Source organism: Pandoraea horticolens (assembly GCF_902459555.1).
In the GTDB taxonomy this organism is placed as follows: domain Bacteria; phylum Pseudomonadota; class Gammaproteobacteria; order Burkholderiales; family Burkholderiaceae; genus Pandoraea; species Pandoraea horticolens.
In genome coordinates, this window is sequence record NZ_CABPSM010000001.1 from 456,871 (window position 1) to 477,693 (window position 20,823).

The window sequence follows — 20,823 nt, forward strand, 5'->3', positions numbered from 1 at the left end:
CGCGGCCGAGCAGACACCACGGCGACGGGTCGATTGACCACGCGATCGAGCGAGGTCAGATTCCCCTGTGAATCCACTCGGCGCATCGAGATGAACTGCACGTCCGTCTGACTATCGTAGGCAACCACATTGTTGCCCGCTGAAATTCTTGGCATGACCGTTCCTGTAATGAAAAAACCCGCCAGACATCGAGATCTGGCGGGTTTGGACTTTCAGTCATGTCATCGCCGGCGGCCATCGACTTCGCCGGTGGAGTTTCGAATTTGTCGTGCTCTAGGCGGCATCCCAGTCCATTCAGGTGGCATCGGCTCAATTGCGCCGGCGGTGCGAACGAATGCCGCGTCGACGGACGCAACCCCTTACGCCGTGACTTCCGACCAGCAATTCGGTGTTTCGTACAGGCGCAAACGCACAAGGCGCAGGTCGTGACCATAGTGCGTGTCGAAGACGCTGCTCAGCTTGTCGAAGGCCGCAGCAGCCAGATTCTCGACGGTCGGCACGCGATCGAAGACCACCGTCTTGTGATCGGGCATCGTCTCGAGGAAGGTGCGCACGGCTGTATCGCCTTCATAAACGAGGAACGCGTGATCCCACACCGATACGAGGTGTTCGTTGGCCAGCGCCTTCACGTCGGCGAAGTCCATCACCATGCCATTGTCGGACGCACCGCTCTCGCGGCTCACTTCGCCCGCTAGCGTGATCTCGAGCACGTAGCGATGCCCGTGCAGGTTACGGCACTGGCTTCGGTGATCGGGAATGCGGTGGCCCGCATCGAATTCGAGTTTCCGGGTAATCGTAATCACGGCAACGGCTCAGGGAATATTCAGGTATTTGTGCGTCTGCATCGACAGCGACCAGCGCGGATGCGATTTGCAATAGTCGATCGCCAGCTTCGTATTGGTGTCGCGCAGCGGGCCATCCATCGGCTGGAGATAGAAGTGCTGGAAATCGAGCGCTTCGTAATCGGCCAGACGCTGACGATCCTGCGGCACCACCACCTTCAGTTCATCGCCACGTGTGACGACCATCTCCGCATCGGCCTTCGGGCTCACGCACACCCAGTCGATGCCCTCGGGAATGACTTGCGTGCCGTTGGTCTCGACCGCGATGCGAAAGCCCTCGGCGTGCAGCGCATCGATGAGCGGCGCGTCGAGTTGAAGCAGCGGCTCACCGCCGGTGCACACGACGAACCGATGCGCACGGTCGCCCTGCGGCCACAACGCCACGATCTGCGCGACGAGATCGGCCGGCGTGCGGTACTTGCCGCCATTTTCGCCGTCGGTGCCGACAAAGTCGGTGTCGCAGAACTGGCAGACGGCGTCAGCGCGGTCCTCTTCGCGGCCGGTCCACAGGTTGCACCCTGCAAACCGGCAGAACACCGCCGGGCGGCCGGCGTTCGCGCCCTCGCCCTGCAAGGTGTAGAAGATTTCCTTGACTGCGTACGTCATGATTCTCTCGATAGTCGAAGGATCAGGCCGCGCCGCGATCCTGATCGTTACTGCGGGCGCGCCACTGCTCGTAGCCGCGCTGGCGCAACTGGCACGCCGGACACTCGCCGCAACCGTAGCCCCACGGGTGCAGCACGCTGCGCTCGCCCAGATAGCATGTGTGCGTGTCTTCGCGCACGGTCTCGACGAGCAACTCGCCGCCCAGATCCTGCGCCATCTGCCACGTATCGGCCTTGTCGATCCACATGAGCGGCGTCTCGACGATGAAGCGCTGATCCATGCCCAGATTGAGTGCAACCTGAAGCGCCTTCATGGTGTCGTCGCGGCAGTCGGGGTAGCCCGAAAAATCGGTCTCGCACATCCCGCCCACCAGCACACGCAAACCACGCCGATACGCAATAGTCGCACCAATCGTCAGAAACAGCAGATTCCGGCCCGGCACGAAGGTATTCGGCAAATGGTTTGCCGCCATCGCGATCGTGGTCTCCCGCGTGAGCGACGTCTCGCTGATCTGACCCAGGATCGACAGATCGATCATGTGGTCGTCGCCCAGACGCGTTGCCCACTGCGGGAAACGCTCACGCAGCTTGGCCAGCACGTCGGTGCGGCACTCAAGCTCCACGCGATGGCGCTGGCCGTAATCGAAGCCCAGCGTCTCGACGCGCGCATAGCGCGACAGTGCCCACGCGAGGCAGGTGGTCGAATCCTGTCCACCGGAGAACAGAACCAGAGCGGAATCGGTGCTTGTCGTCATGATCATGCGCTAGCAGTATCGCCTTTGCCGTCAGGACATCCGACGACAAGGGCCGGGGCACGCGCTTGCGTGCCACCCCTCGGGCAGCCCGCGTGCGGGATATGTCACGCGATTTTGAACCGCGATGCCCCGCGTCGCTATCGCCGGGACGTTATACCCATCATCGGGCAGCGTTTTCGTTCAAACGCAAAAAGGGCTTGCGATGTGCGCAAGCCCTTCGAATTTGGTGGCCTGGGTCGGAATCGAACCAACGACACGCGGATTTTCAATCCGCTGCTCTACCAACTGAGCTACCGGGCCAAGAGAAAAGCGATTATAGAGACTGCGAGCGCTTTATGCAAGCCCCATATCGAAAAAATCCGCAGGAACGCGGCATCGCAGCGCGCCTACGCGCGCCATGCCGCTATCAAGTCTTGCTCTTGGAGAGTTCCACGCCCAGTTGCTTGAGCTTGCGATACAAGTGCGTGCGTTCCAGCCCGGTTTTTTCGGCCACGCGCGTCATGCTGCCGTGTTCCTTGGCCAGGTGATAAGCGAAGTACGCACGCTCGAAAGCATCGCGCGCTTCGCGCAGCGGAACGTCGAACGAAATGTCCGCCGACATGCCCGTACCGCCCCCCCCTGCGGCGCCCTCGGCATCGTGCACGCCAAGCGGCGCGTGATGCGTGGCCGCACCGTTCAGGCCCGTGCCCGCGTGGCGCGTTTCGCTCTCACCGAAGACGCCCGTATCCAGCGCGTCGTCGTCGGCATCGAATGCACTCGCGGCGCCACCGGACGGATCGCGCTTGCCGCGTGCGAGCCCCTGTTCCACCGCTTGCAACAGCTTCTGCAAGGCGATGGGTTTTTCGAGGAAATTGAGCGCACCGATCTTGGTCGCCTCGACGGCGGTGTCGATCGTCGCGTGGCCCGACATCATGATCACAGGCATGGTCAGCAACTGCTGTGCCGCCCACTCCTTGAGTAAGGTCACGCCGTCGGTATCGGGCATCCAGATATCGAGCAGCACGAGGTCGGGCGTGTGCGTGGCGCGGAACGCACGCGCTTCCTGCGCGTTCTCCGCCACCTCCACGACATGCCCTTCGTCGCTCAGAATCTCCGAGAGCAGCTCCCGGATCCCCATTTCGTCGTCCACCACCAAAATGGTTGCCATTTACGCTACCTTCGTGTGTTCTGCCGGCTTGTTGCGCGGCAGGTCCTGGTCGTCAGCCAATTGAGTAAACAAGATCGAAATCTGCGCCCCTGCACTGCCTTCGCCCTCGGGTAACGACCGGTTGCGAATGTCGATGCGCGCCTGATGCTCATCGATGATCTTCTTGACCATCGCGAGCCCCAGCCCGGTGCCCTTCGACTTGGTCGTCACGTAAGGCTCGAATGCGCGGGTCAGAATACGGGCCGGAAAACCCGGCCCATTGTCCGTGATCGTCAAACGCACCGCGGTGCGCTTCGGCTCACCGGGATGCACATCCGATCCTGCGTATTCTACTGTCTTCGTTTCCACCGTGATAATAGGGTTTTCGGTTCCGGCCACGGCATCTTGAGCATTCTGCAGCAGATTATGAATAACCTGACGCAATTGCGTCGAGTCACCACGAATTTCCGGCAGCCCCGCGTCAAGATACGGACGAATCACACCACGCCCTTCGTCCACACCGTACAACGTCAACACCTCACCGATCAACTCGTTGAGTTGCAGCGGATGCATGATCGCCGGCGGCAAGCGCGCGTAATCGCGAAAATCGTCGACCATACGCTTCATCGCCGCCACCTGATTGACGATGGTCGTCGCGCCGCGGCGCAGTACCTCGGCATCGGCCGGCGGCAACTTGTCCGACAGTTTCATCTGCAATCGCTCGGCCGACAGTTGAATCGGCGTGAGCGGATTCTTGATCTCGTGCGCCAGACGCCGCGCCACTTCGGCCCACGCGACCGAGCGCTGTGCCGAGATCACGTCGCTGATGTCGTCGAACACCACCACATAACCGCCGCCCGCGCGCGTCGGCACCCCGGCCACCGCCACCATCGGTTCCGGCAGATGCGAGCCGCGCACGAGAAGCGTGACGGCGTCGGTCTCGCCCGGCAGCGTCAGGCCAATCTGCTGCTGCCAGTGTCCGCCCGGCCCGAGATCGGCATTCGCGTCGCGATCGGCGAAAGCACGGCGCAACGTCTCGCCGAACTCCACCAGCGCCGGAATATGCGCGGGCGAACGGTTCAGCTCGCCCTGAAAGCTCTGCTTGAAGATGCGTTCGGCGCCGGCGTTGGCCGTCGTCAGCCGGAACTCCTGGTCGAAGACGAACACCCCGGCCGTCAGACTCGACAGAATACTCTCCAGGTGAGCCTTAGAGCTTTCGAGCGCGAGACGGTTGCGCTCGACTGTCGCCCGGGCGTCCGACAATTGACGCGTCATCGCATTGAACGCCTGCGTGAGGAAGCCGAGTTCGTCGTTGGTACGCACTTCCCCCTTCGGCGACAAATCGCCTGCCGCCACTTCCTGCGTGCCGCGTGCGAGCAGGAACAGCGGCCGCGCAAGCTGATTGCCAAGCGCCAGCGCGAGCATCATCGCGACGAACGTCGCCAGGAACAGCGACAGCGTCAACGTGCCGATATACATCTTGCGCAAGCCGGTACGGCCAAGCGCCTTTTCCTGATATTCGCGATAGGCGTTCTGCACCGCCTCGGCGTTCTGCGCGAGATTGGCCGGCACCAGTTGCGTGACTTGCAGGAAACGCTCTTCGTCCTGCAACGACGACGAGTAGCCCGACGGGATACGGATCACTACCCGCCAGCGCAATTGATCGTTGCCCTGACGCTTGTCGTAACCCTCGCTGCCGCCTTCGATGGCCGTATAGCCGCGCGACTGCGTGCGTGCCTGACGCAGCATGAGTGTCGTTGGCAGTTCGGGCACGAGCGCATTGAAGTTGCCCGACGCCGACGCGAGCACACGCCCGTTACCGTCCACGATCGTCGCGTCTTGCAAACCGAACTGGTCACGCATGCGCAGCAGCGTCAGCGTGCCGCCCTTGTCGCCGCTCGACGTGAGATTGTCGGCAACGAGCTGCGCTTTCGCGCTCAGATCCGACAGGCCGTTATTCAGAATGGCGCGGCCGAGTTCGAGTCCCGAGTCGAGCGCCGTCTCCACGCGCACATCGAACCACGATTCGATACTGCGCGAGACGAACTGCAACGACACCAGATAAATGATGCCGCCCGGCAGCACGCCGACCAGTGCGAAGAAGATCGCGAGCTTGGCCAGCAAACGCGTGCCGAAGCGGCGCTGACGCAGGCGTACGAGAATGATCCAGACAAGCGCACCGACGATGAAGATGAAGATGATCGCCACCGCAATGTTCGCGGTGTAAAGCAGTGAATAGTAACGATCGAAGAATTCGGTATTGGCCGATGCGAGCGCGAGCAGGCAGAACAGCCCGATGGCGACCAGCGCCATCGTGACGAGCAGCGTGCGAATGATGATGTGCTTGAGCAGGCCGCCGCCGTTATTTGACACGGGCAGCTCCGGGCGGCAATGCCGCACTGAAGGCCAGCGGCAGATTGCCCGTCAGACGGGGTGAGGCATCTGCGGTGCCGAATGCTGCCGTTGCCGCGACAGCCTGCCCCGCGGTGCCGGCGCTCGCAGACGCGCTTGCCGGAGCGACAATAGGCGCGCTCGCCGGGGCAGCGGCACCGGACGACGCCTTCGGTGCGACGCTCGACGTTGCGACGACAGGTGACGCCGACAGGCTGGCCGCTGCCGGAGGCGCGGTCGGTGAGAACATGAAGCGCGCCCAGTCCGAACTGAGATTCCAGTCACGGTTGTTCACGGCATCAATCTGGAACGGCTTGGGCATGAGGGCATTGTCGAGGCGCATGCGCACCGACGCCTGATACTGGGTGCCCGGTTTGGCGACACCTTTTTCAATGACGCGCCAGCCGCTCACGTTGCGCACGAGTGCAAGCGCATCGCGCAACGAGGTGAAACCGAGCTGCAGCCCGCCGCTGTTGCTGTTGCCGTTGTTGCTCGAGACACGGTATTGACGCGTGAGCGGCTGGAACCAAAGCCGCACGCTCTGCGAAGTGGCCACGACCTTCTCGTCGAACCAGTACCAGCGCGAGCGCGTGAGTTCGAAGTCGGTCGTGAAGTAAAGCGAGACGCCGCGATTGACCGCGTCTTCAAGGCTGCTGTTGAGTTCGAACGCGAAGCGCGCGTCGAGCGACCAGCCGCCCTCGGAAGGCTCGAGTCGAGCTTCGCGCACCTGAATTTCGTTTTCGGCGCGTGCGGGCGCCGCGAAGCCGAGCGCAAGAACGCACAGCAGCAGCGGCAGCAAACTGGCCAGGAGCCGTTGGGAGAAAGTCACCGTTTCTGGAAGCGAGCGTAGTAGAAGCCGTCGTGGGCGCCGCCGGCGGTCATTAGCAGTTGCCCGAGAGCGTCCAATCGTACCGCATCTGTGCGAACACGTTCAAACCATTGCGCTTGCGCTTCGTTTTCCGCCGGGAAGACGGAGCACGTTGCATAAATCAGTTCGCCACCCACGGCGAGGGTGTCCCAGAGCGCGAGCAGAATGCGCTGCTGCTCTTTCACCAGGGCCGCGATGTCGGCCTCGCGACGCAACCAGCGAATGTCGGGGTGACGCCGCACGATGCCGGCCGCCGAACACGGCACGTCCGCCAGGATGCGGTCGAACGGCACGCCGTCCCAGCCGCCGCCGGACCACTTCGACGGGGTGCCGGCGTCGCCGATGCGCACGTCTGCGCTCAACCCCAGACGCTCGAGGTTCTCGTAAATGCGCGGCGCCCGAGTGCGATCCGACTCCAGCGCCGTGACCTGTACGTCGGCCATTTCCAGCAGATGGCCGGTCTTGCCGCCGGGGGCTGCACAAGCGTCCAGCACGCGTAGCCCCGCGCGCGGGTTCTCGCCAAGTACGAGCGGCGCAGCCAGTTGTGCGCCGGCGTCCTGCACCGACACCCATCCGTCGGCGAACCCCGGCAGACGGTCTACCGGCACCGCCTGCGCCAAACGCAACGCCACCGGGCCGACGACTTCGGACGCCATGCCCTCCTGCGCCAGGCGCGCTTGCATGGCGGCCACGCTGACGCGTCGTGTGTTGACGCGCAGCGTCATCGGGCCGCGGCTGTCCCCTGCGGCAAGCAACGTCTCCCATTGATCCGGATAGGCCCGGCGCACGGTGTCGATCCACCACGTGGGGTAATTCCAGCGCGCTTCGGGTTGCTTGGCAATCTCGGCCAGCAGCGTGTCGCGCTCGCGCAGATAGCGGCGCAGCACGGCATTGGCCAGCCCCTTCGCGGCGACGGTGCGGCGCTGCGCGGCAATCGCCTCGACGGCCTGATCGACGACGGTAAATTCGGTGTACGCAGCGTCCTCCGGGGCGTCCTGCAGCAGGGCGAGAGCGCACAGCAGGATGTCGCGCACGCGGGCTTGCAGCGTGGACTTGACCAGCAAAGCGAGCAACGCGCGGCTGCTGCCCAGACGGCGCACGGCGCGGTAAGCGAGATCCTGTGCGGCGGCGCGCACGGCCGGCGCGCACTGCGCGGTGGCTTGCGCCAGCGCTTGCGGCAACGCGGTGCCCTTCTGGACGGATTCGAGGGCCTGCGCAGCACGTTGCAGCGCAAAGGCCAGAGATTCAGTGGGCAGACTCGGTTGCGGCATGGGCTTTCTACAAACGAACATGCCCGCGCGACGGCGGGCATGGGAGGCTATCGGACGGCTGTCGGGCGACAGGATAGCAGACTGGCGAGCCGTGCCCGAGGGCAACCCGCGCGCCAGCGGATTGGGCCATCGCCTGCGATGTCAGCCCTCACTTTCCAGCGCATCGCTCATGCGATCAGGCCGGATACTGCCCGGTGCGCGCCATCTCCATCAGACGGGCAATGCGCTCTTCGGTCGCCGGGTGCGTCGAGAACAGATTGGCGATCGTGCCGCCGGAGAGCGGGTTCATGATCATCATCTGCGCCGTGGCCGGGTGTTGCTCGGCCGTCTCGAACGGAATGCCCTGTGCGTAGCGGTGGATCTTGTCGAGCGCTATCGCAAGCGACTGCGGATCGCCGGAGATTTCCGCACCGCCCCTGTCTGCCTCGAATTCACGGGCGCGCGAAATCGCCATCTGAATCAGCGATGCGGCCAGCGGCGCGAGAATCGCCACGGCAATGCTCGCGATCGGATTGGCGGGGCGGCCGTTCTGATCGCGTCCGCCGAAGAACATGGCGAAGTTGGCAAGCGCCGAAATGGCACCGGCCATCGTGGCAGAGATGGTCGAGATGAGAATGTCGCGATGCTTCACGTGCGCCAGCTCATGCGCCATCACGCCACGCAGTTCGCGATCGGAGAGCACGCGCAGAATGCCCGTGGTGGCAGCCACGGCGGCGTGCTCCGGATTACGCCCCGTCGCAAACGCGTTGGGGGAGTCTTCGTTGATCAGGTAGACCTTCGGCATCGGCAGGCCGGCACGCTGCGACAACTCGCGCACCATGTTGTAGAACTGCGGTGCGCTCGTCTCGTCGACCTGCTGCGCGTTGTACATGCGCAGCACCATCTTGTCCGAGAACCAGTACGAAAAGAAATTCATTGCGAGCGCGAACGCCAGCGCGAGCATCATGCCCTGCTTGCCGCCGATCATGCCGCCCACCACCATGAACAACGCGGTGATGGCCGCCATCAGCAGGGTGGTCTTCATCCAATTGAACATGGTGTTCTCTTCTCCTCTGCAAATCTTGATGACCCGAGGAGCCACGTACTTTACGTGTCCTCGGGCGTTAGATGGTGCCGGGCGTCGAAAATTCAACGGCTGCGGCTTCAGCTTAGATACTTTTCAGATGTTTGCCTGAATTTCCTGCCAATTCACCGATGTTTTGCGCCATTTCCGTGCTGTTTTGATGGCAGGAACGCGCCAACCGGCAGGTAATCACGCCGCCGCCGGGCCGACCGTCACGAACCTGTCGCCCGGCGTCAGCGCAAACCCCGCCAGGAATTCACGAACCGGGAGGCGCTTGCCGCCCGGTTTCTGACATTCGGTCACGCGCAATTCGCCTTGTCCGCAAGCGACGACGATGGCGTCAGCGCTCACTTCGAGAACGGTACCGGGCGTCGCGCCCGCCTTACCCGCTACAGCGCTCGCGCGCCACAGCTTGATGGGCGTGTCGTGCACCGTGCCGAGCGCGCCGGGGAACGGGTCGAACGCCCGCACCTGGCGCGCCAGCACCTCGGCCGGCTTGTGCCAGTCGAGCACGGCCTCCTGTTTCGCGATCTTCTCCGCGTAGGTCACCCCCGCCTCGGGCTGGGCGACGCACGGCAGATGCCCGTCGCGCGCGAGTTGGTGCAACGCGTCGACGATCAGCTTGCCGCCCAGCGCCGCCATGCGGTCGTGCAGCACCGCTGTCGTGTCTTCGGGGCCGATGGGCTCGGCCTCACGCAGAATCATGGCGCCCGTATCGAGCCCTGCGTCCATCTGCATGATGGTGATACCGGTCTCGGGGTCGCCCGACTCGATGGCACGGTGAATCGGCGCGGCGCCACGCCAGCGCGGCAACAGCGAGCCGTGAATGTTCAGGCATCCGTAACGCGGCAGATCGAGTACTTCCTGGGGCAAGATCAGCCCGTAGGCGGCCACGACCATGACGTCCGGCGCCAGCGCGCGCAGTTGTTCGATGGCGGCCGCCGCTTCCTCGGGGTACTTGCCGTTACGACGCAGCGACGGCGGCTGCGACACCGGCATGCCGTGCGCCAGCGCGTAGCGTTTGACCGGGCTGGCTTGCAGCTTCATCCCACGCCCGGCCGGACGATCCGGTTGAGTGAGTACCAACTCTACGGGAAAGCCGGCGGCATCGATGGCGGCAAGCGCGGTTTGTGCGAATTCCGGCGTACCGGCGAAAACGATGCGAAGCGTCATGACGAACTTCCTCTTGCTGAACGCAGTAACTTATTTGGCGGCACCGGTGGCCGCATCGGTGGAAGCGCTCGGCGCGACGAAAGCGCGGAAGCGCTCGTTGGTGTCGCCTGCTCGACCGCCCTGCCAGATCTCGCGCCAGCCGGGAGGCGCAGGAATGCGCGCGTCGGCCTTGTCGAGCAGCAACAGCACGCCGCAGCGCGACGCCTGCGTCAGATCCGGGAGCTGCACAGGACGCACGTCGATGAAATAGTCGAGCATTGCGCGCTCCGACTCGCCGACGTTGAACGACCCGATGCAAGTGTTCGCCGCCGGGGAGCCAGCGGGCGCCAGGCGATCGAGCGATTCGCGCAGCGCAGCGAACGGCGTGCGGTAACTGCGAGCCTCGTTGACCCACGGCAGCAGCAGCGTCGAGAGGGTGCCCCAGACGAACATCAGCCCGGCGAAACCGAAGACGAGGGCGCCCAACTGGCGACGATGCACGATAGCCGTCACCCAGAGTCCAGCGATGACAAGCGCCGCGAGCAACAGGCCCGGCGAGAACGGCAACACGTAGTCGAGCGGCAGCCACTTGCCGATCGGCCCGGCCGCGACGTGTCCGTTGCCGGTCAGTTGCAGCCCCCAGCGCACCCACAGGAACAGCCCCAGCACACTCATGAGCACGAGCGCCACGCCCGACCACGTCTTCTCGAGCCATGCTGGCAGGCGCACACCCGCGCCGAGCACGGCGATGGCCGGGAAGAGCGGCAACATATAGATATCGCGAATGGCCGACGAGACCACGAGCGTCAGCACGAACAATCCTGAGTACAGCCAGAGCATGACCTGCTCCGGACGCTCGCTCAGAAAGCCCCGCACCCCGCCCCCCTGCCGCAGTTGCGCAATCAATGCACCGACCGCCAGCCAGCCCGCGGGGAACGTCAGCCCGATCAGGCTCCTGACGTCGCTCCAATACGACTTGCGCTCGCCGCCCAGATGGACGAAGCCGAAGAAGCGGCCGAAGTTGTTGTCCCAGAACCATTCGATGAAGAGCGGCTCGGAGGCATGCCAAAACAGCACCGGCCAGATGACGACCCAAGGCAGCGCCGCCAGCACTGTCCATGCCAGCGCAGCGGCGTAACGACGCGTGCGATAGGCTGGCACGACAAGCACCGCCAGTGCGGTCAGGCCCAATACGCCGGGCACGAGCAAGCCTTTGCTCAGAAATGCGATTCCGGTGCCCGTGCCAAACAGCAGCCCCCACAGGCGGGGCGAATTCTCGGTCCTGGCCAGACGGGCCAGCGCCGCGAGAGCGAGCGCAGCGCCCGCCAGTTGCGGCACGTCTGCGGTGAGTTTGTGAATGTTCTCAATGGTCCCGAAGCTCCCCACCATCAGCATGGGGGCGAGCCAATTGAACCTATCCGTGTTGTGCGGGTGGGCCGGGCCGTGGAGGCGTTGCGCCAGACGGCCGACACAAAGCACCGCCATCACGAGCCAGGCGAATACCGCGAGTTGTGCGCCATCGAAGACCGGCAGCACGCCAGACGTCAATCGCGCGAAGAGCGCGCCCGTCCAATACATGACGGGCGGCTTCTCCACGAAGGGATCGGCAGCCACATGAGGCACAACCAGATTGTGGCCGCGAAAGAAATTCAGGACCATGCCGACGGAATACGGCTCGTCGGCCTTCCAGGGGTCGCGATCGAACAGTCCCGCCAGTACGAAGGCGAACAGGAGTGTGGCGCTTAGCCAGTAGATCGTGCGGGTGCGGGAGGACGACGAAGTGATGGCGATGGACATCTCGGCAAACAGTCGGGAGTTGGCCCGACGGCAGACGTTCGAGACGCCCCGTCGCAGCGGCGGAAGGCGAGCCCAAGGGCCCGCGAGCGCTGCAAGTATAGAGGACTTTACCGGGCTCGCCCACGGCGGGCGAGCCGGGCGAGGTCAGGCGCGCTCGACCTGCTTCTTCATCTTTTGCTTGATTCGATTGCGCTTGAGCGGCGAGAGGTACTCGACGAACACGCGGCCCTTGAGGTGATCCATCTCGTGCTGAATGCACACGGAGAGCAGCCCGTCGGCGTCGAGTTCGAACTTCTCGCCCTTCTCGTTCAGGGCACGCACGCGCACGCGGTCGGCACGCTCGACTTCGTCGTAGATGCCGGGCACCGAGAGGCAACCCTCCTCGTAGACCTTCTGTTCGTCACTGCGCCAGACGATCTCGGGGTTGATGAACACGCGCAGTTCGTCGCGCGTTTCCGAGAGATCCATCACGATGACCTGCTCGTGCACGTCGACCTGCGTTGCCGCAAGGCCGATGCCGGGGGCGTCGTACATGGTCTCGGCCATGTCCTTGACGAGTTGCTGGATCCGGTCGTCGACCTGGGCGACCGGCTTGGCCACCTTATGCAGACGCGGATCGGGATATTGAAGAATTGTCAGTAATGCCATGATGAAAACGGGAATTCGCCGCATTGCCTTGGGGTGGCCGCGAACGCACAATCTTGCAATGGTGACTGCGTCGCGAGGCTCGCGCCGCTGCGGATGCCACCCTTGGCCCCCCGGTCAATGCTTACCGGATAATGAAAAATTTTAGCATAGCGCCCTTGTCGGCGCTGGTGGCCGGCGATACCCTGCCGGCCCGAAACGCCCGCTCCGACGCCCTTTCTGACGCTGGTTCCGGCACCATCGCCGGCGTCGCTGGCGAAAGCCCCCCCCCAAATGCCCAATAGCAATCAAATCGGTGCCGACGGCGCGGAAATCAAGGACTGGCTGCGGCTGTGTCACACGCCCGGCGTGCCGCCCGCGGCAATACGGCGTCTATTGGCGGCCTTCGGGCCGCCCGAGGCGGTCTTTCGCGCGCCACGCCGCGACCTCGCTCACGTCGTGCCCAATGACGTCGTAGCCCGGTTGCTGGCACCGGTTTGCACCGATTTGGCCGCACAGATCGCCCACACCATCGACTGGGCCAGCCGGCCGGGGTGTGCCGTCGTGACGTTGTCCGAACCGGCCTATCCACGCGCGCTCCTGACGCTCGGCGACGCCCCTCCCATCCTTTATTGCCGCGGCGACATCGGTCTGCCGAACCGGGCGGGCGACATGGCGGCAGCCCTCGTCGGCAGCCGCCGCGCCACGCCCCAAGGTCGCGACAACGCACGGCATTTCGCACGCGTGCTGGGGCAGGCAGGCGTTACCGTCGTGTCCGGACTGGCCGCCGGCATCGACGCCGCCGCGCACGAGGGCGCGCTGGAGACGGCGGGACGCACCTGTGCGGTCGTCGGGACGGGCGCCGACATCGTCTACCCGGCGCGCCATCGCGCGCTCGCCGGGCGCATCGCGGAGCACGGCCTGTTACTTTCCGCATTCCCGATCGGCACACCACCCCGGCCGGATCACTTCCCGCGCCGCAACCGCTTGATTGCGGCGTTGGCGCGGTGCACGGTGGTCGTGGAAGCCGCAACGCACTCGGGCTCGCTCATCACGGCGCGTCTGGCGGGCGAACTGGGCCGGGACGTGCTCGCCATTCCCGGCTCGATCCACGCGCCGCAAAGCCAGGGCTGTCACACGTTGATCCGGGATGGCGCGACGCTCGTGACTTCCCCCGAAGACGTCTTCGAGGCGCTGGGCATCGTGCCGCTTGGCGCGAAGGCCAACGCAAAGGGGTCTGGCGAGGGGCGTGTGCGCCCTCCTGGACAAAAGCACGCGCCACAAGGGCCGCAAGCGGCCGGCCAGAACGACGTGGACAACGACGGGAACGCTCACGGCGTACCCACTGTCCATGCCACCGTGACGGCGTCTGCGAGCGTGCTACCGGGCATGACGGCGATCGTGGAGGCACTGGGTTATGATCCCGTCAGCGCGGACACCCTCTGCGAGCGCACCGGCATGGGAGCCGGCGCAGTGCTCGCACACCTGAGCGCGCTCGAACTCGATGGCCGGATCGCTCGCCTGCCCGGCGGCCGGTTTGTCCGGCTGACAGCCATGGGCGTACGCTAGCGAATGCGCTGCCTGCCGAGGTCGAGACCGAATCATGCAAGACCGGGGCATCGCAGACGATCACGCTTCCCAAATACTGAGATACCAATATCACCGACACCATGCCCGTTTTCGATCCCGTCGCCGACCGTTCTGCGCTGGCCGCCGCACTGGCCAATGACAACACGCGTCTCGTGGCCTGCTTGTGCGCGGCGTGGTGCGGCACCTGCCGCGAGTACGCGCAGACGTTCGAACAACTGGCGGCCAGTCATCCGGAATTGTGTTTCGTCTGGGTGGACATCGAGACGCACGCCGACTGGCTCGACGATCACGACATCGAGAATTTCCCGACGTTGCTGGTTCAGGACGCGCCGCAGCCGGCCGGACAGGCGCGTTTCTTCGGTCCGGTGCTGCCCGCCGTCGGCATTCTCGAGCGCATGCTCGACGCCCGCGTGCTGGGCGACGCCACCGTTATCGCCCCCGCGCTGCGCGAGCATCTCCTTGCCGGATAATGCCTGCCGGAACCCCACAACCGGAACGCCGGGCGCGGCAGGGTGCCGCGCCTCTTGCCTGACGTCGCCCCACCGGCCCCGCGCTTGCCGCCGGCCTGCGACGCGCTTATGATGTGCCGCTTTCAGGCACCCCTTGTGCCCGATCCGACGGCAACGCCGGATTGGCTATATGTTATAAAGCCAACGAATGTCGCTTGGCGACACCCCCTCAACATTACCTAACGTCATGTCAAAAGCTCTGATCATTGCCGAGAAACCGTCTGTCGCGAATGACATCGCGCGGGCGTTGGGCGGCTTTACCAAGCATGACGAGTACTTCGAGAACGACGATTACGTCGTCTCGTCGGCGGTTGGCCACCTCGTCGAAATCGGCGCGCCGGAAGACTATGAAGTCAAACGCGGCAAGTGGAGCTTCGCCAACCTGCCCGTGATTCCCCCGCACTTCGACCTCAAGCCGATTGCCAAGAGCGAATCGCGTCTGAAGGTGCTCACCCGTCTTATCAAGCGCAAGGACATCGATGTCCTGATCAATGCCTGTGACGCGGGGCGCGAAGGGGAACTGATTTTCCGTCTGATTGCGCAGCACGCGAAGGCAAAGCAGCCGGTCCAGCGTTTGTGGCTGCAATCGATGACGCCGCAGTCGATTCGCGACGGCTTCAAGCGCCTGCGTACCGACGACGACATGTTGCCGCTGGCCGACGCCGCACGCAGCCGTGCCGAGGCCGACTGGCTGGTGGGCATCAACGGCACGCGCGCCATGACCGCCTTCAACAGCAAGGGTGGCGGCTTCTTCCTGACGACAGTCGGTCGCGTGCAAACGCCGACGCTGTCGATCGTGGTGGAGCGCGAAGAGAAGATTCGCAAGTTCGTATCGCGCGACTACTGGGAAGTGAAGGCCGAGTTCGTCGCCGCCGCGGGCTTCTACGAAGGCCGCTGGTTCGACCCGAACTTCAAGCGCAACGAATTCGATCCGGAGCAGCGCGACTCGCGCCTCTGGAGCGTGGCAGCGGCCGAATCGGTCGTGGCCGCGGTACGTGGCAAGCACGGCACGGTCACGGAAGAATCGAAGCCGACGTCGCAACTCTCGCCGCTGCTGTTCGATCTGACGAGCCTGCAACGCGAAGCCAACAGCCGCTTCGGTTTCTCCGCGAAGAACACACTGGGTCTGGCGCAGGCGCTGTACGAAAAGCACAAGGTGCTGACGTACCCGCGTACCGACGCACGCGCCCTGCCGGAAGACTATCTGGACACCGTCAAAGAGACGATGGCCGTGCTCAAGGAGAGCAACAATTATCACCAGTTCGCCAGCCAGGTCCTGAGCAAGGACTGGGTCAAGCCGAACAAGCGGATCTTCGACAACAGCAAGATCAGCGATCACTTTGCCATCATCCCGACGCTGCAAGCGCCGAAGAACCTCTCCGAGCCGGAGCAGAAGCTGTACGACCTCGTGGTCAAGCGCTTCCTGGCGGTGTTCTTCCCGGCGGCCGAGTCTCTGGTGACGACCCGCATCACCGAAGTGGTCGGTCATCACTTCAAGACCGAAGGCAAGGTGCTGGTCAACGCCGGCTGGCTCGCCATCTACGGCAAGGAAGGCGCGGGCGACGGGAAAGACGGCAAGGACGGCAAGGAAGAACAGCCGAACCTCGTGCCGGTCGCCAAGGACGAGAAGGTCGGCGTGGACAAGGTCGAAGCCGTCGGCCTGCAGACCAAGCCCCCGGCGCGCTACAGCGAAGCGACACTGCTCTCCGCCATGGAAGGCGCCGGCAAGCTGGTCGAAGATGGTGAGCTGCGTGAGGCGATGGCGGGCAAGGGACTCGGCACACCCGCCACGCGTGCGGCCATCATCGAAGGCTTGCTGACCGAAAAGTACCTCGTGCGCGAAGGCCGCGAGCTGCACCCGACGGCCAAGGCGTTCCAGTTGATGACGCTGCTGCGCGGCCTCGGCGTGGACGAACTCACGCTGCCCGAACTCACGGGCGAGTGGGAAGCCAAGCTCTCGCAGATCGAGCGCGGCGGCCTCAAGCGCGATGAGTTCATGCACGAGATCGCACAAATGACGCAGACCATCGTCAAGCGTGCGAAGGAATACGACTCGGACACGATCCCCGGCGACTACGCAACGCTCACCACGCCGTGCCCGCATTGCGGCGGTGTGGTCAAAGAGAACTACCGTCGTTTCGCGTGCACGAATTGCAGCTTCTCGATCTCGAAGATCCCGGGCGGACGGCAGTTCGAAATCCCGGAAGTCGAAGAACTGCTCAAAAACAAGACGATCGGACCGCTGTCGGGTTTTCGCAGCAAGATGGGACGTCCGTTCTCGGCCATTCTCAAGCTCTCGCCCGATGACGAGATGGGCTACAAGCTCGAGTTCGACTTCGGCCAGGACAATGGCGACGAAGACGGCGAAGCCCCGGACTTCACGGGACATGAGCCGGTCGGCAGATGTCCGAAGTGCGGTGGGCGCGTATTCGAGCACGGCATGCGTTATGTCTGCGAGAACGCGGTCGCGAACCCGAAGACCTGCGATTTCACGTCGGGCAAGGTGATTCTCCAGCAGGAGATCACGCGCGAGCAGATTCACAAGTTGCTGACCGAAGGCAAGACGGATCTGCTGACGAACTTCAAGTCGTCGCGCACGGGCCGCACGTTCAAGGCCTATCTGGCCAAGCAGAAGGACGGCACCATCGGCTTCGAATTCGAGGCGAAGGCCCCGAAGAAGACGGCGGCGAAGACAGGCGACGCCGAGGGCGACGAGAAGGCCGCACCGGCGCGCAAGACAGCGTCGAAGACCGCTGCCGCCAAGGTGCCGGCGAAGAAAACAGCCGCCCGGAAGACGACAGCGAAGGCCAAACCGGCCCCGAAGCCGGCTTCGGAGGCATCGGACGACGCTGCCGCTTTCGACGACGACGACGCACCGTTCTAAGCAGGTCGAGCATCGCGTTACGCCGTCCTCCACGGGGCAATGAAAAACGGCCACTTCCTCACGGGAGTGGCCGTTTTGCCGTCTGGCGGTGCGACGGATGTCACACTGGAATTTCGGTAATCGGCGCGGCCGACGACGGCAGTTTGGGCGGCACCCAGCGCTCGGCGGCCGAGATACCTTCGTTCTGACGGAAATATTCGACCGTCAGATCGATGAAGCCACGCGTCTTGGCCGACAGATACTTGCGGCTCGGGTAGACCAGCGAGACATCGACCGGTGTCTGCGAGAAGTTGCGCAGCAGCGCGACGAGATCGCCGTCGCGCACGTCGTTCCCCACGAGATACGACGGCAAGAACGCAATGCCGTGCCCCAACAGCACCGACTGGCGCAACAGTGCCGTGTTGTTGCAGATGAACTTGTTCTGCACGCGCACACGCACTTCACCATCCGGGCCGGCGAACACGCGATCGTCGCTCCAGAAGTCGTTCGGCAGGCCCAGCACGCCGTGCTCGCCCAGTTCCTGCGGCGTCACGGGCTCGCCGTGCTCGGCGACGTACGCGGGCGATGCGCACAGCATCACGCGCGTCTCGGCAAGCACACGCGAGATCAGGCTTTCGCTATTTATCATGCGTGTGAGCAGAATGCCGCAGTCGTAGCCTTCTTCCACCAGATCAATCGCACGATCGGTCAGCGTGAGATCGACCACCACTTTCGGGTGCATCTCCTGGTACTTTTTGACGAGCGGGGCGAGGTTGCGCAAACCGAACGAGACCGGGGCAACAACCTTCAGGGTGCCTTTGGGATCGCGCGACGCGCTGGAGATGAGGGCGTCTGCCTCGTCGACTTCGTCGATGATTTGCCGGCAGCGTTCGAGATACACCTGTCCCGCGCCGGTCAGCGACAGGCTGCGAGTCGTGCGGTTGAGAAGACGAACGCCGAGATGCGATTCCAGTTCGGCGACGTGCCGCGTGACCACGGCCGCCGACAGATCCATCTGGGCAGCCGTACGGGCAAAGCTCCCGTTGTCGGCCACCTTGACGAAAACGCGCATCGATTGCAGTCGGTCCATGTTCTTTCCAATCGTGATGTGCCGCGTCGTTCAGGCAAAAACGAGCATGGGCGGACCGGTGATTCACCGGCACTGAGGATACCCGCGGGCACCGGCCGGACCGCCACCCCGAACCGTTCCGGGGCGCGCGGCGCGCGTGCCGCCAGGGATGTCGACACGGCGGGGAGACTTCAACAACGCGTAGCTTACCGTAGACGGCCAAAATTTGCCCGACACGGCAACGATCTCGGTGCACGGCCGCCGCGTGGCATGCACATCGTGATGTCCGAATCTGCATCCGACGGCAGTTTTGACGCAGCTTCACCTCGAATCACGCCATTCGCGCGCAGCTTACCGGCTGCCAGCGAGAGGTTTGACGCAGGTCAGGGCGCGGCGTTCGCCGCGACGCTACAGTCGACTATCACCGATCGTTACAGGCTTCGTCATGAACTCCTTCCCCCTTTTGTCGACGCCGTGCACCAACGCCTCAGCCACCGGCGAACCACGCACCGCCGGTTCGCGGTGCCCCGGCTGCACGTCGCACGCGTCCACCGAAGGACATGGACAATCGCGGTGCGCGACACGTTCGGCGCCGCAAACAGCCCTCGCCATCCCGCCCGCCCCGATTCACTTCGATGCGCGGCTGCTCGGCCGGTATGACGTCAACGGGCCGCGCTACACGTCGTACCCGACGGCGCTGCAATTCCACGACGATTTCGGCGCCAGCGACTACGCGCGCGCGGCGGCCCAGTCCAAACGCACCGGCAAGCCGCTCTCGCTCTACGTACACGTTCCGTTCTGCGACACCGTGTGCTTCTATTGCGCGTGCACCAAAATCGTCACCAACAATCGCGCCCATGCCGAAGCCTACGTCGAGCGCCTGCACTTGGAGATTGCGCGTCAGGCGTCGCTGCTCGGCGCGGGCCGCACGCTCGCGCAGATGCATTGGGGCGGTGGCACGCCCACCTTCCTTGCGTTGGAACAGATCGCCTCGCTCATCGACGCCATCGGCCGTCAGTTCGTGATGACGACCGGCGACAGCGCCGAATACTCCATCGAGATCGATCCCCGCAGCGCGGGTCCCGCGTCGATTCGTGCCCTACGTGCGCTTGGCTTCAATCGCCTGTCCATCGGCGTACAGGATTTCGACCCTCGCGTTCAGGAAGCCATTCATCGCGTGCAACCGCGCGCGCTGGTCGAAGCGGCACTCGATGCCGCGCGAAGCTGCGGCTTCCGTTCGGTCAACTTCGATTTGATTTACGGCTTGCCGCACCAGACGCCCGAGTCGTTTTCCAACACGCTCGACGCCGTGATCGAGATGGCGCCCGAACGCCTGTCGGTCTTCAGCTATGCGCATCTGCCGCAGCAGTTCAAGATGCAGCGTTGCTTGCCCGACACCTTGCCGGACGGCCCGCAAAAGCTGGCGCTGTTGCAGACGATCATCGCCCGCCTGACGGCGGCGGGCTACGTCTACATCGGCATGGATCACTTCGCCCGGCCCGACGACGAACTCGCGCGCGCGCAAGCGGCCGGCACCCTGCATCGCAACTTCCAGGGATACAGCACGCGGGCGGATTGCGATCTTATCGGCGTCGGCATGTCGGCCATTGGCCGTGTGGGCGATAGCTACGCACAGAACGCCAAGACCCTGAAGACCTATTACGACGCCGTCGATTCGGGCGGACTCGCCATCACGCGCGGCGTGCGCCTCGATGAAGACGACCACATCCGGCGCGACGTCATTTCGCGTCTCATGTGTAATATGTCGCTGAGCTTCGCCGACATCGAGCGGGCCTACGACATCGATTTCGTCGCCTATTTCGCGAGCGAACTGGGCGAGTTGGCCGATCTGGCCGCCGACGGCCTCGTGACCATCGACGCCCACGGGCTGCGCATCCTGCCTGCGGGGCGCCTGCTCGTACGTGTCGTGGCGCAAGTCTTCGACAGCTATCGCCGCAGCGCCGCAAACACGCGATGCGCGAAAGTGATGTAAGCGAAGCGCGGTTCACATCATAAAAAGAAACGCCCGGTGGATATCCCACCGGGCGTTTTCGTCGTGAATGCCGACGTTGCGATGCTATCGGTACGTCAGCATCAGCAGCATCGTCCACCGCTCTTGCCACCGTAGCGCGCTTCCTGGCGCTCGCGGAAGAAGGCCTCGTAGCTCATGGCCTCCTGGTCTGGATGCGTGGCGCGCACGTGCGCCACGTACGTCTCGTAGTCGGGCAGGCCGACCATCAGACGCATGGCCTGTCCGAGATACCGGCCAACCTTACCGACGTCGTCGAGCATGGCGTC

The 20,823-nt window shown here is 64.1% G+C and carries 16 protein-coding genes, 1 tRNA gene and 1 pseudogene; 4 read left to right on the plus strand and 14 right to left on the minus strand.

The genetic code is table 11. The annotated features are described in order from the left end of the window. Nucleotides 1-359: 359 nt before the first annotated feature. From queD to def, 12 genes and pseudogenes are all read right to left on the minus strand, one after another. Entirely contained in the window at nucleotides 360-803 is a 444-nt protein-coding gene (queD, locus tag PHO31112_RS02150) for a 6-carboxytetrahydropterin synthase QueD (protein ID WP_150618968.1), read from the minus strand. Nucleotides 804-812: 9 nt separating this feature from the next. After that, complete coding sequence (gene queE / locus PHO31112_RS02155) at nucleotides 813-1,448, minus strand: 7-carboxy-7-deazaguanine synthase (protein ID WP_150618969.1); 636 nt, start codon at nucleotides 1,446-1,448, stop codon at nucleotides 813-815. A gap of 22 nt (nucleotides 1,449-1,470) precedes the next feature. Next, on the minus strand, nucleotides 1,471-2,208 hold the full coding sequence (gene queC / locus PHO31112_RS02160; RefSeq protein WP_150618970.1) for a 7-cyano-7-deazaguanine synthase QueC: 738 nt from the start codon (nucleotides 2,206-2,208) through the stop codon (nucleotides 1,471-1,473). 218 nt (nucleotides 2,209-2,426) lie between these two features. After that, nucleotides 2,427-2,502 (minus strand) — tRNA-Phe (locus PHO31112_RS02165). A gap of 106 nt (nucleotides 2,503-2,608) precedes the next feature. After that, nucleotides 2,609-3,349, minus strand: coding sequence for a response regulator (locus tag PHO31112_RS02170; RefSeq protein WP_150618971.1), 741 nt, complete (start codon nucleotides 3,347-3,349; stop codon nucleotides 2,609-2,611). Beyond that, the gene (locus PHO31112_RS02175) at nucleotides 3,350-5,641 is read right to left on the minus strand and encodes a sensor histidine kinase (protein ID WP_281355078.1); all 2,292 of its coding nucleotides are present in this window, start codon (nucleotides 5,639-5,641) and stop codon (nucleotides 3,350-3,352) included. Nucleotides 5,642-5,960: 319 nt separating this feature from the next. Next, nucleotides 5,961-6,548: pseudogene (locus PHO31112_RS02180) on the minus strand (DUF4390 domain-containing protein); the annotation flags it as partial. Then, entirely contained in the window at nucleotides 6,545-7,858 is a 1,314-nt protein-coding gene (gene rsmB, locus PHO31112_RS02185; RefSeq protein WP_150618974.1) for a 16S rRNA (cytosine(967)-C(5))-methyltransferase RsmB, read from the minus strand. The gene rsmB and the pseudogene PHO31112_RS02180, both read right to left, overlap by 4 nt. Nucleotides 7,859-8,033: 175 nt before the next feature. After that, the gene (htpX, locus tag PHO31112_RS02190) at nucleotides 8,034-8,894 is read right to left on the minus strand and encodes a zinc metalloprotease HtpX (protein WP_150618975.1); all 861 of its coding nucleotides are present in this window, start codon (nucleotides 8,892-8,894) and stop codon (nucleotides 8,034-8,036) included. Between the two features lie 216 nt (nucleotides 8,895-9,110). Further along, entirely contained in the window at nucleotides 9,111-10,094 is a 984-nt protein-coding gene (gene fmt / locus PHO31112_RS02195) for a methionyl-tRNA formyltransferase (RefSeq protein ID WP_150618976.1), read from the minus strand. 30 nt (nucleotides 10,095-10,124) lie between these two features. Continuing rightward, a complete protein-coding gene (locus tag PHO31112_RS02200; RefSeq protein ID WP_150618977.1) occupies nucleotides 10,125-11,870 on the minus strand; it encodes an ArnT family glycosyltransferase in 1,746 nt (581 codons plus the stop codon). Nucleotides 11,871-12,014: 144 nt separating this feature from the next. Beyond that, nucleotides 12,015-12,518 (minus strand): peptide deformylase, encoded by a 504-nt coding sequence (gene def / locus PHO31112_RS02205; RefSeq protein WP_150618978.1) that lies wholly within the window; start codon nucleotides 12,516-12,518, stop codon nucleotides 12,015-12,017. Between the two features lie 270 nt (nucleotides 12,519-12,788). Between def and dprA the strand changes: the two genes are divergently transcribed. From dprA to PHO31112_RS02220, 3 genes are all read left to right on the plus strand, one after another. Then, nucleotides 12,789-14,063 (plus strand): DNA-processing protein DprA, encoded by a 1,275-nt coding sequence (gene dprA / locus PHO31112_RS02210; RefSeq protein ID WP_150618979.1) that lies wholly within the window; start codon nucleotides 12,789-12,791, stop codon nucleotides 14,061-14,063. Between the two features lie 101 nt (nucleotides 14,064-14,164). Next, nucleotides 14,165-14,554 (plus strand): thioredoxin family protein, encoded by a 390-nt coding sequence (locus PHO31112_RS02215; RefSeq protein WP_150618980.1) that lies wholly within the window; start codon nucleotides 14,165-14,167, stop codon nucleotides 14,552-14,554. 226 nt (nucleotides 14,555-14,780) lie between these two features. Beyond that, nucleotides 14,781-17,477, plus strand: coding sequence for a DNA topoisomerase III (locus tag PHO31112_RS02220; protein WP_150618981.1), 2,697 nt, complete (start codon nucleotides 14,781-14,783; stop codon nucleotides 17,475-17,477). Nucleotides 17,478-17,577: 100 nt separating this feature from the next. On the opposite strand, the gene PHO31112_RS02225 is transcribed toward PHO31112_RS02220, so the two are convergent. Then, nucleotides 17,578-18,546, minus strand: coding sequence for a LysR family transcriptional regulator (locus PHO31112_RS02225; RefSeq protein ID WP_150618982.1), 969 nt, complete (start codon nucleotides 18,544-18,546; stop codon nucleotides 17,578-17,580). A 424-nt stretch (nucleotides 18,547-18,970) separates the two neighbouring features. On the opposite strand from PHO31112_RS02225, the gene hemN reads away from it, so the two are divergent. Beyond that, complete coding sequence (gene hemN / locus PHO31112_RS02230) at nucleotides 18,971-20,518, plus strand: oxygen-independent coproporphyrinogen III oxidase (protein WP_246177626.1); 1,548 nt, start codon at nucleotides 18,971-18,973, stop codon at nucleotides 20,516-20,518. 101 nt (nucleotides 20,519-20,619) lie between these two features. On the opposite strand, the gene PHO31112_RS02235 is transcribed toward hemN, so the two are convergent. Further along, nucleotides 20,620-20,817 carry a YbdD/YjiX family protein gene (locus tag PHO31112_RS02235; RefSeq protein ID WP_150618983.1) on the minus strand — a complete coding sequence of 66 codons (198 nt, stop codon included), beginning with the start codon at nucleotides 20,815-20,817 and terminating at the stop codon, nucleotides 20,620-20,622. Nucleotides 20,818-20,823 lie beyond the last annotated feature (6 nt).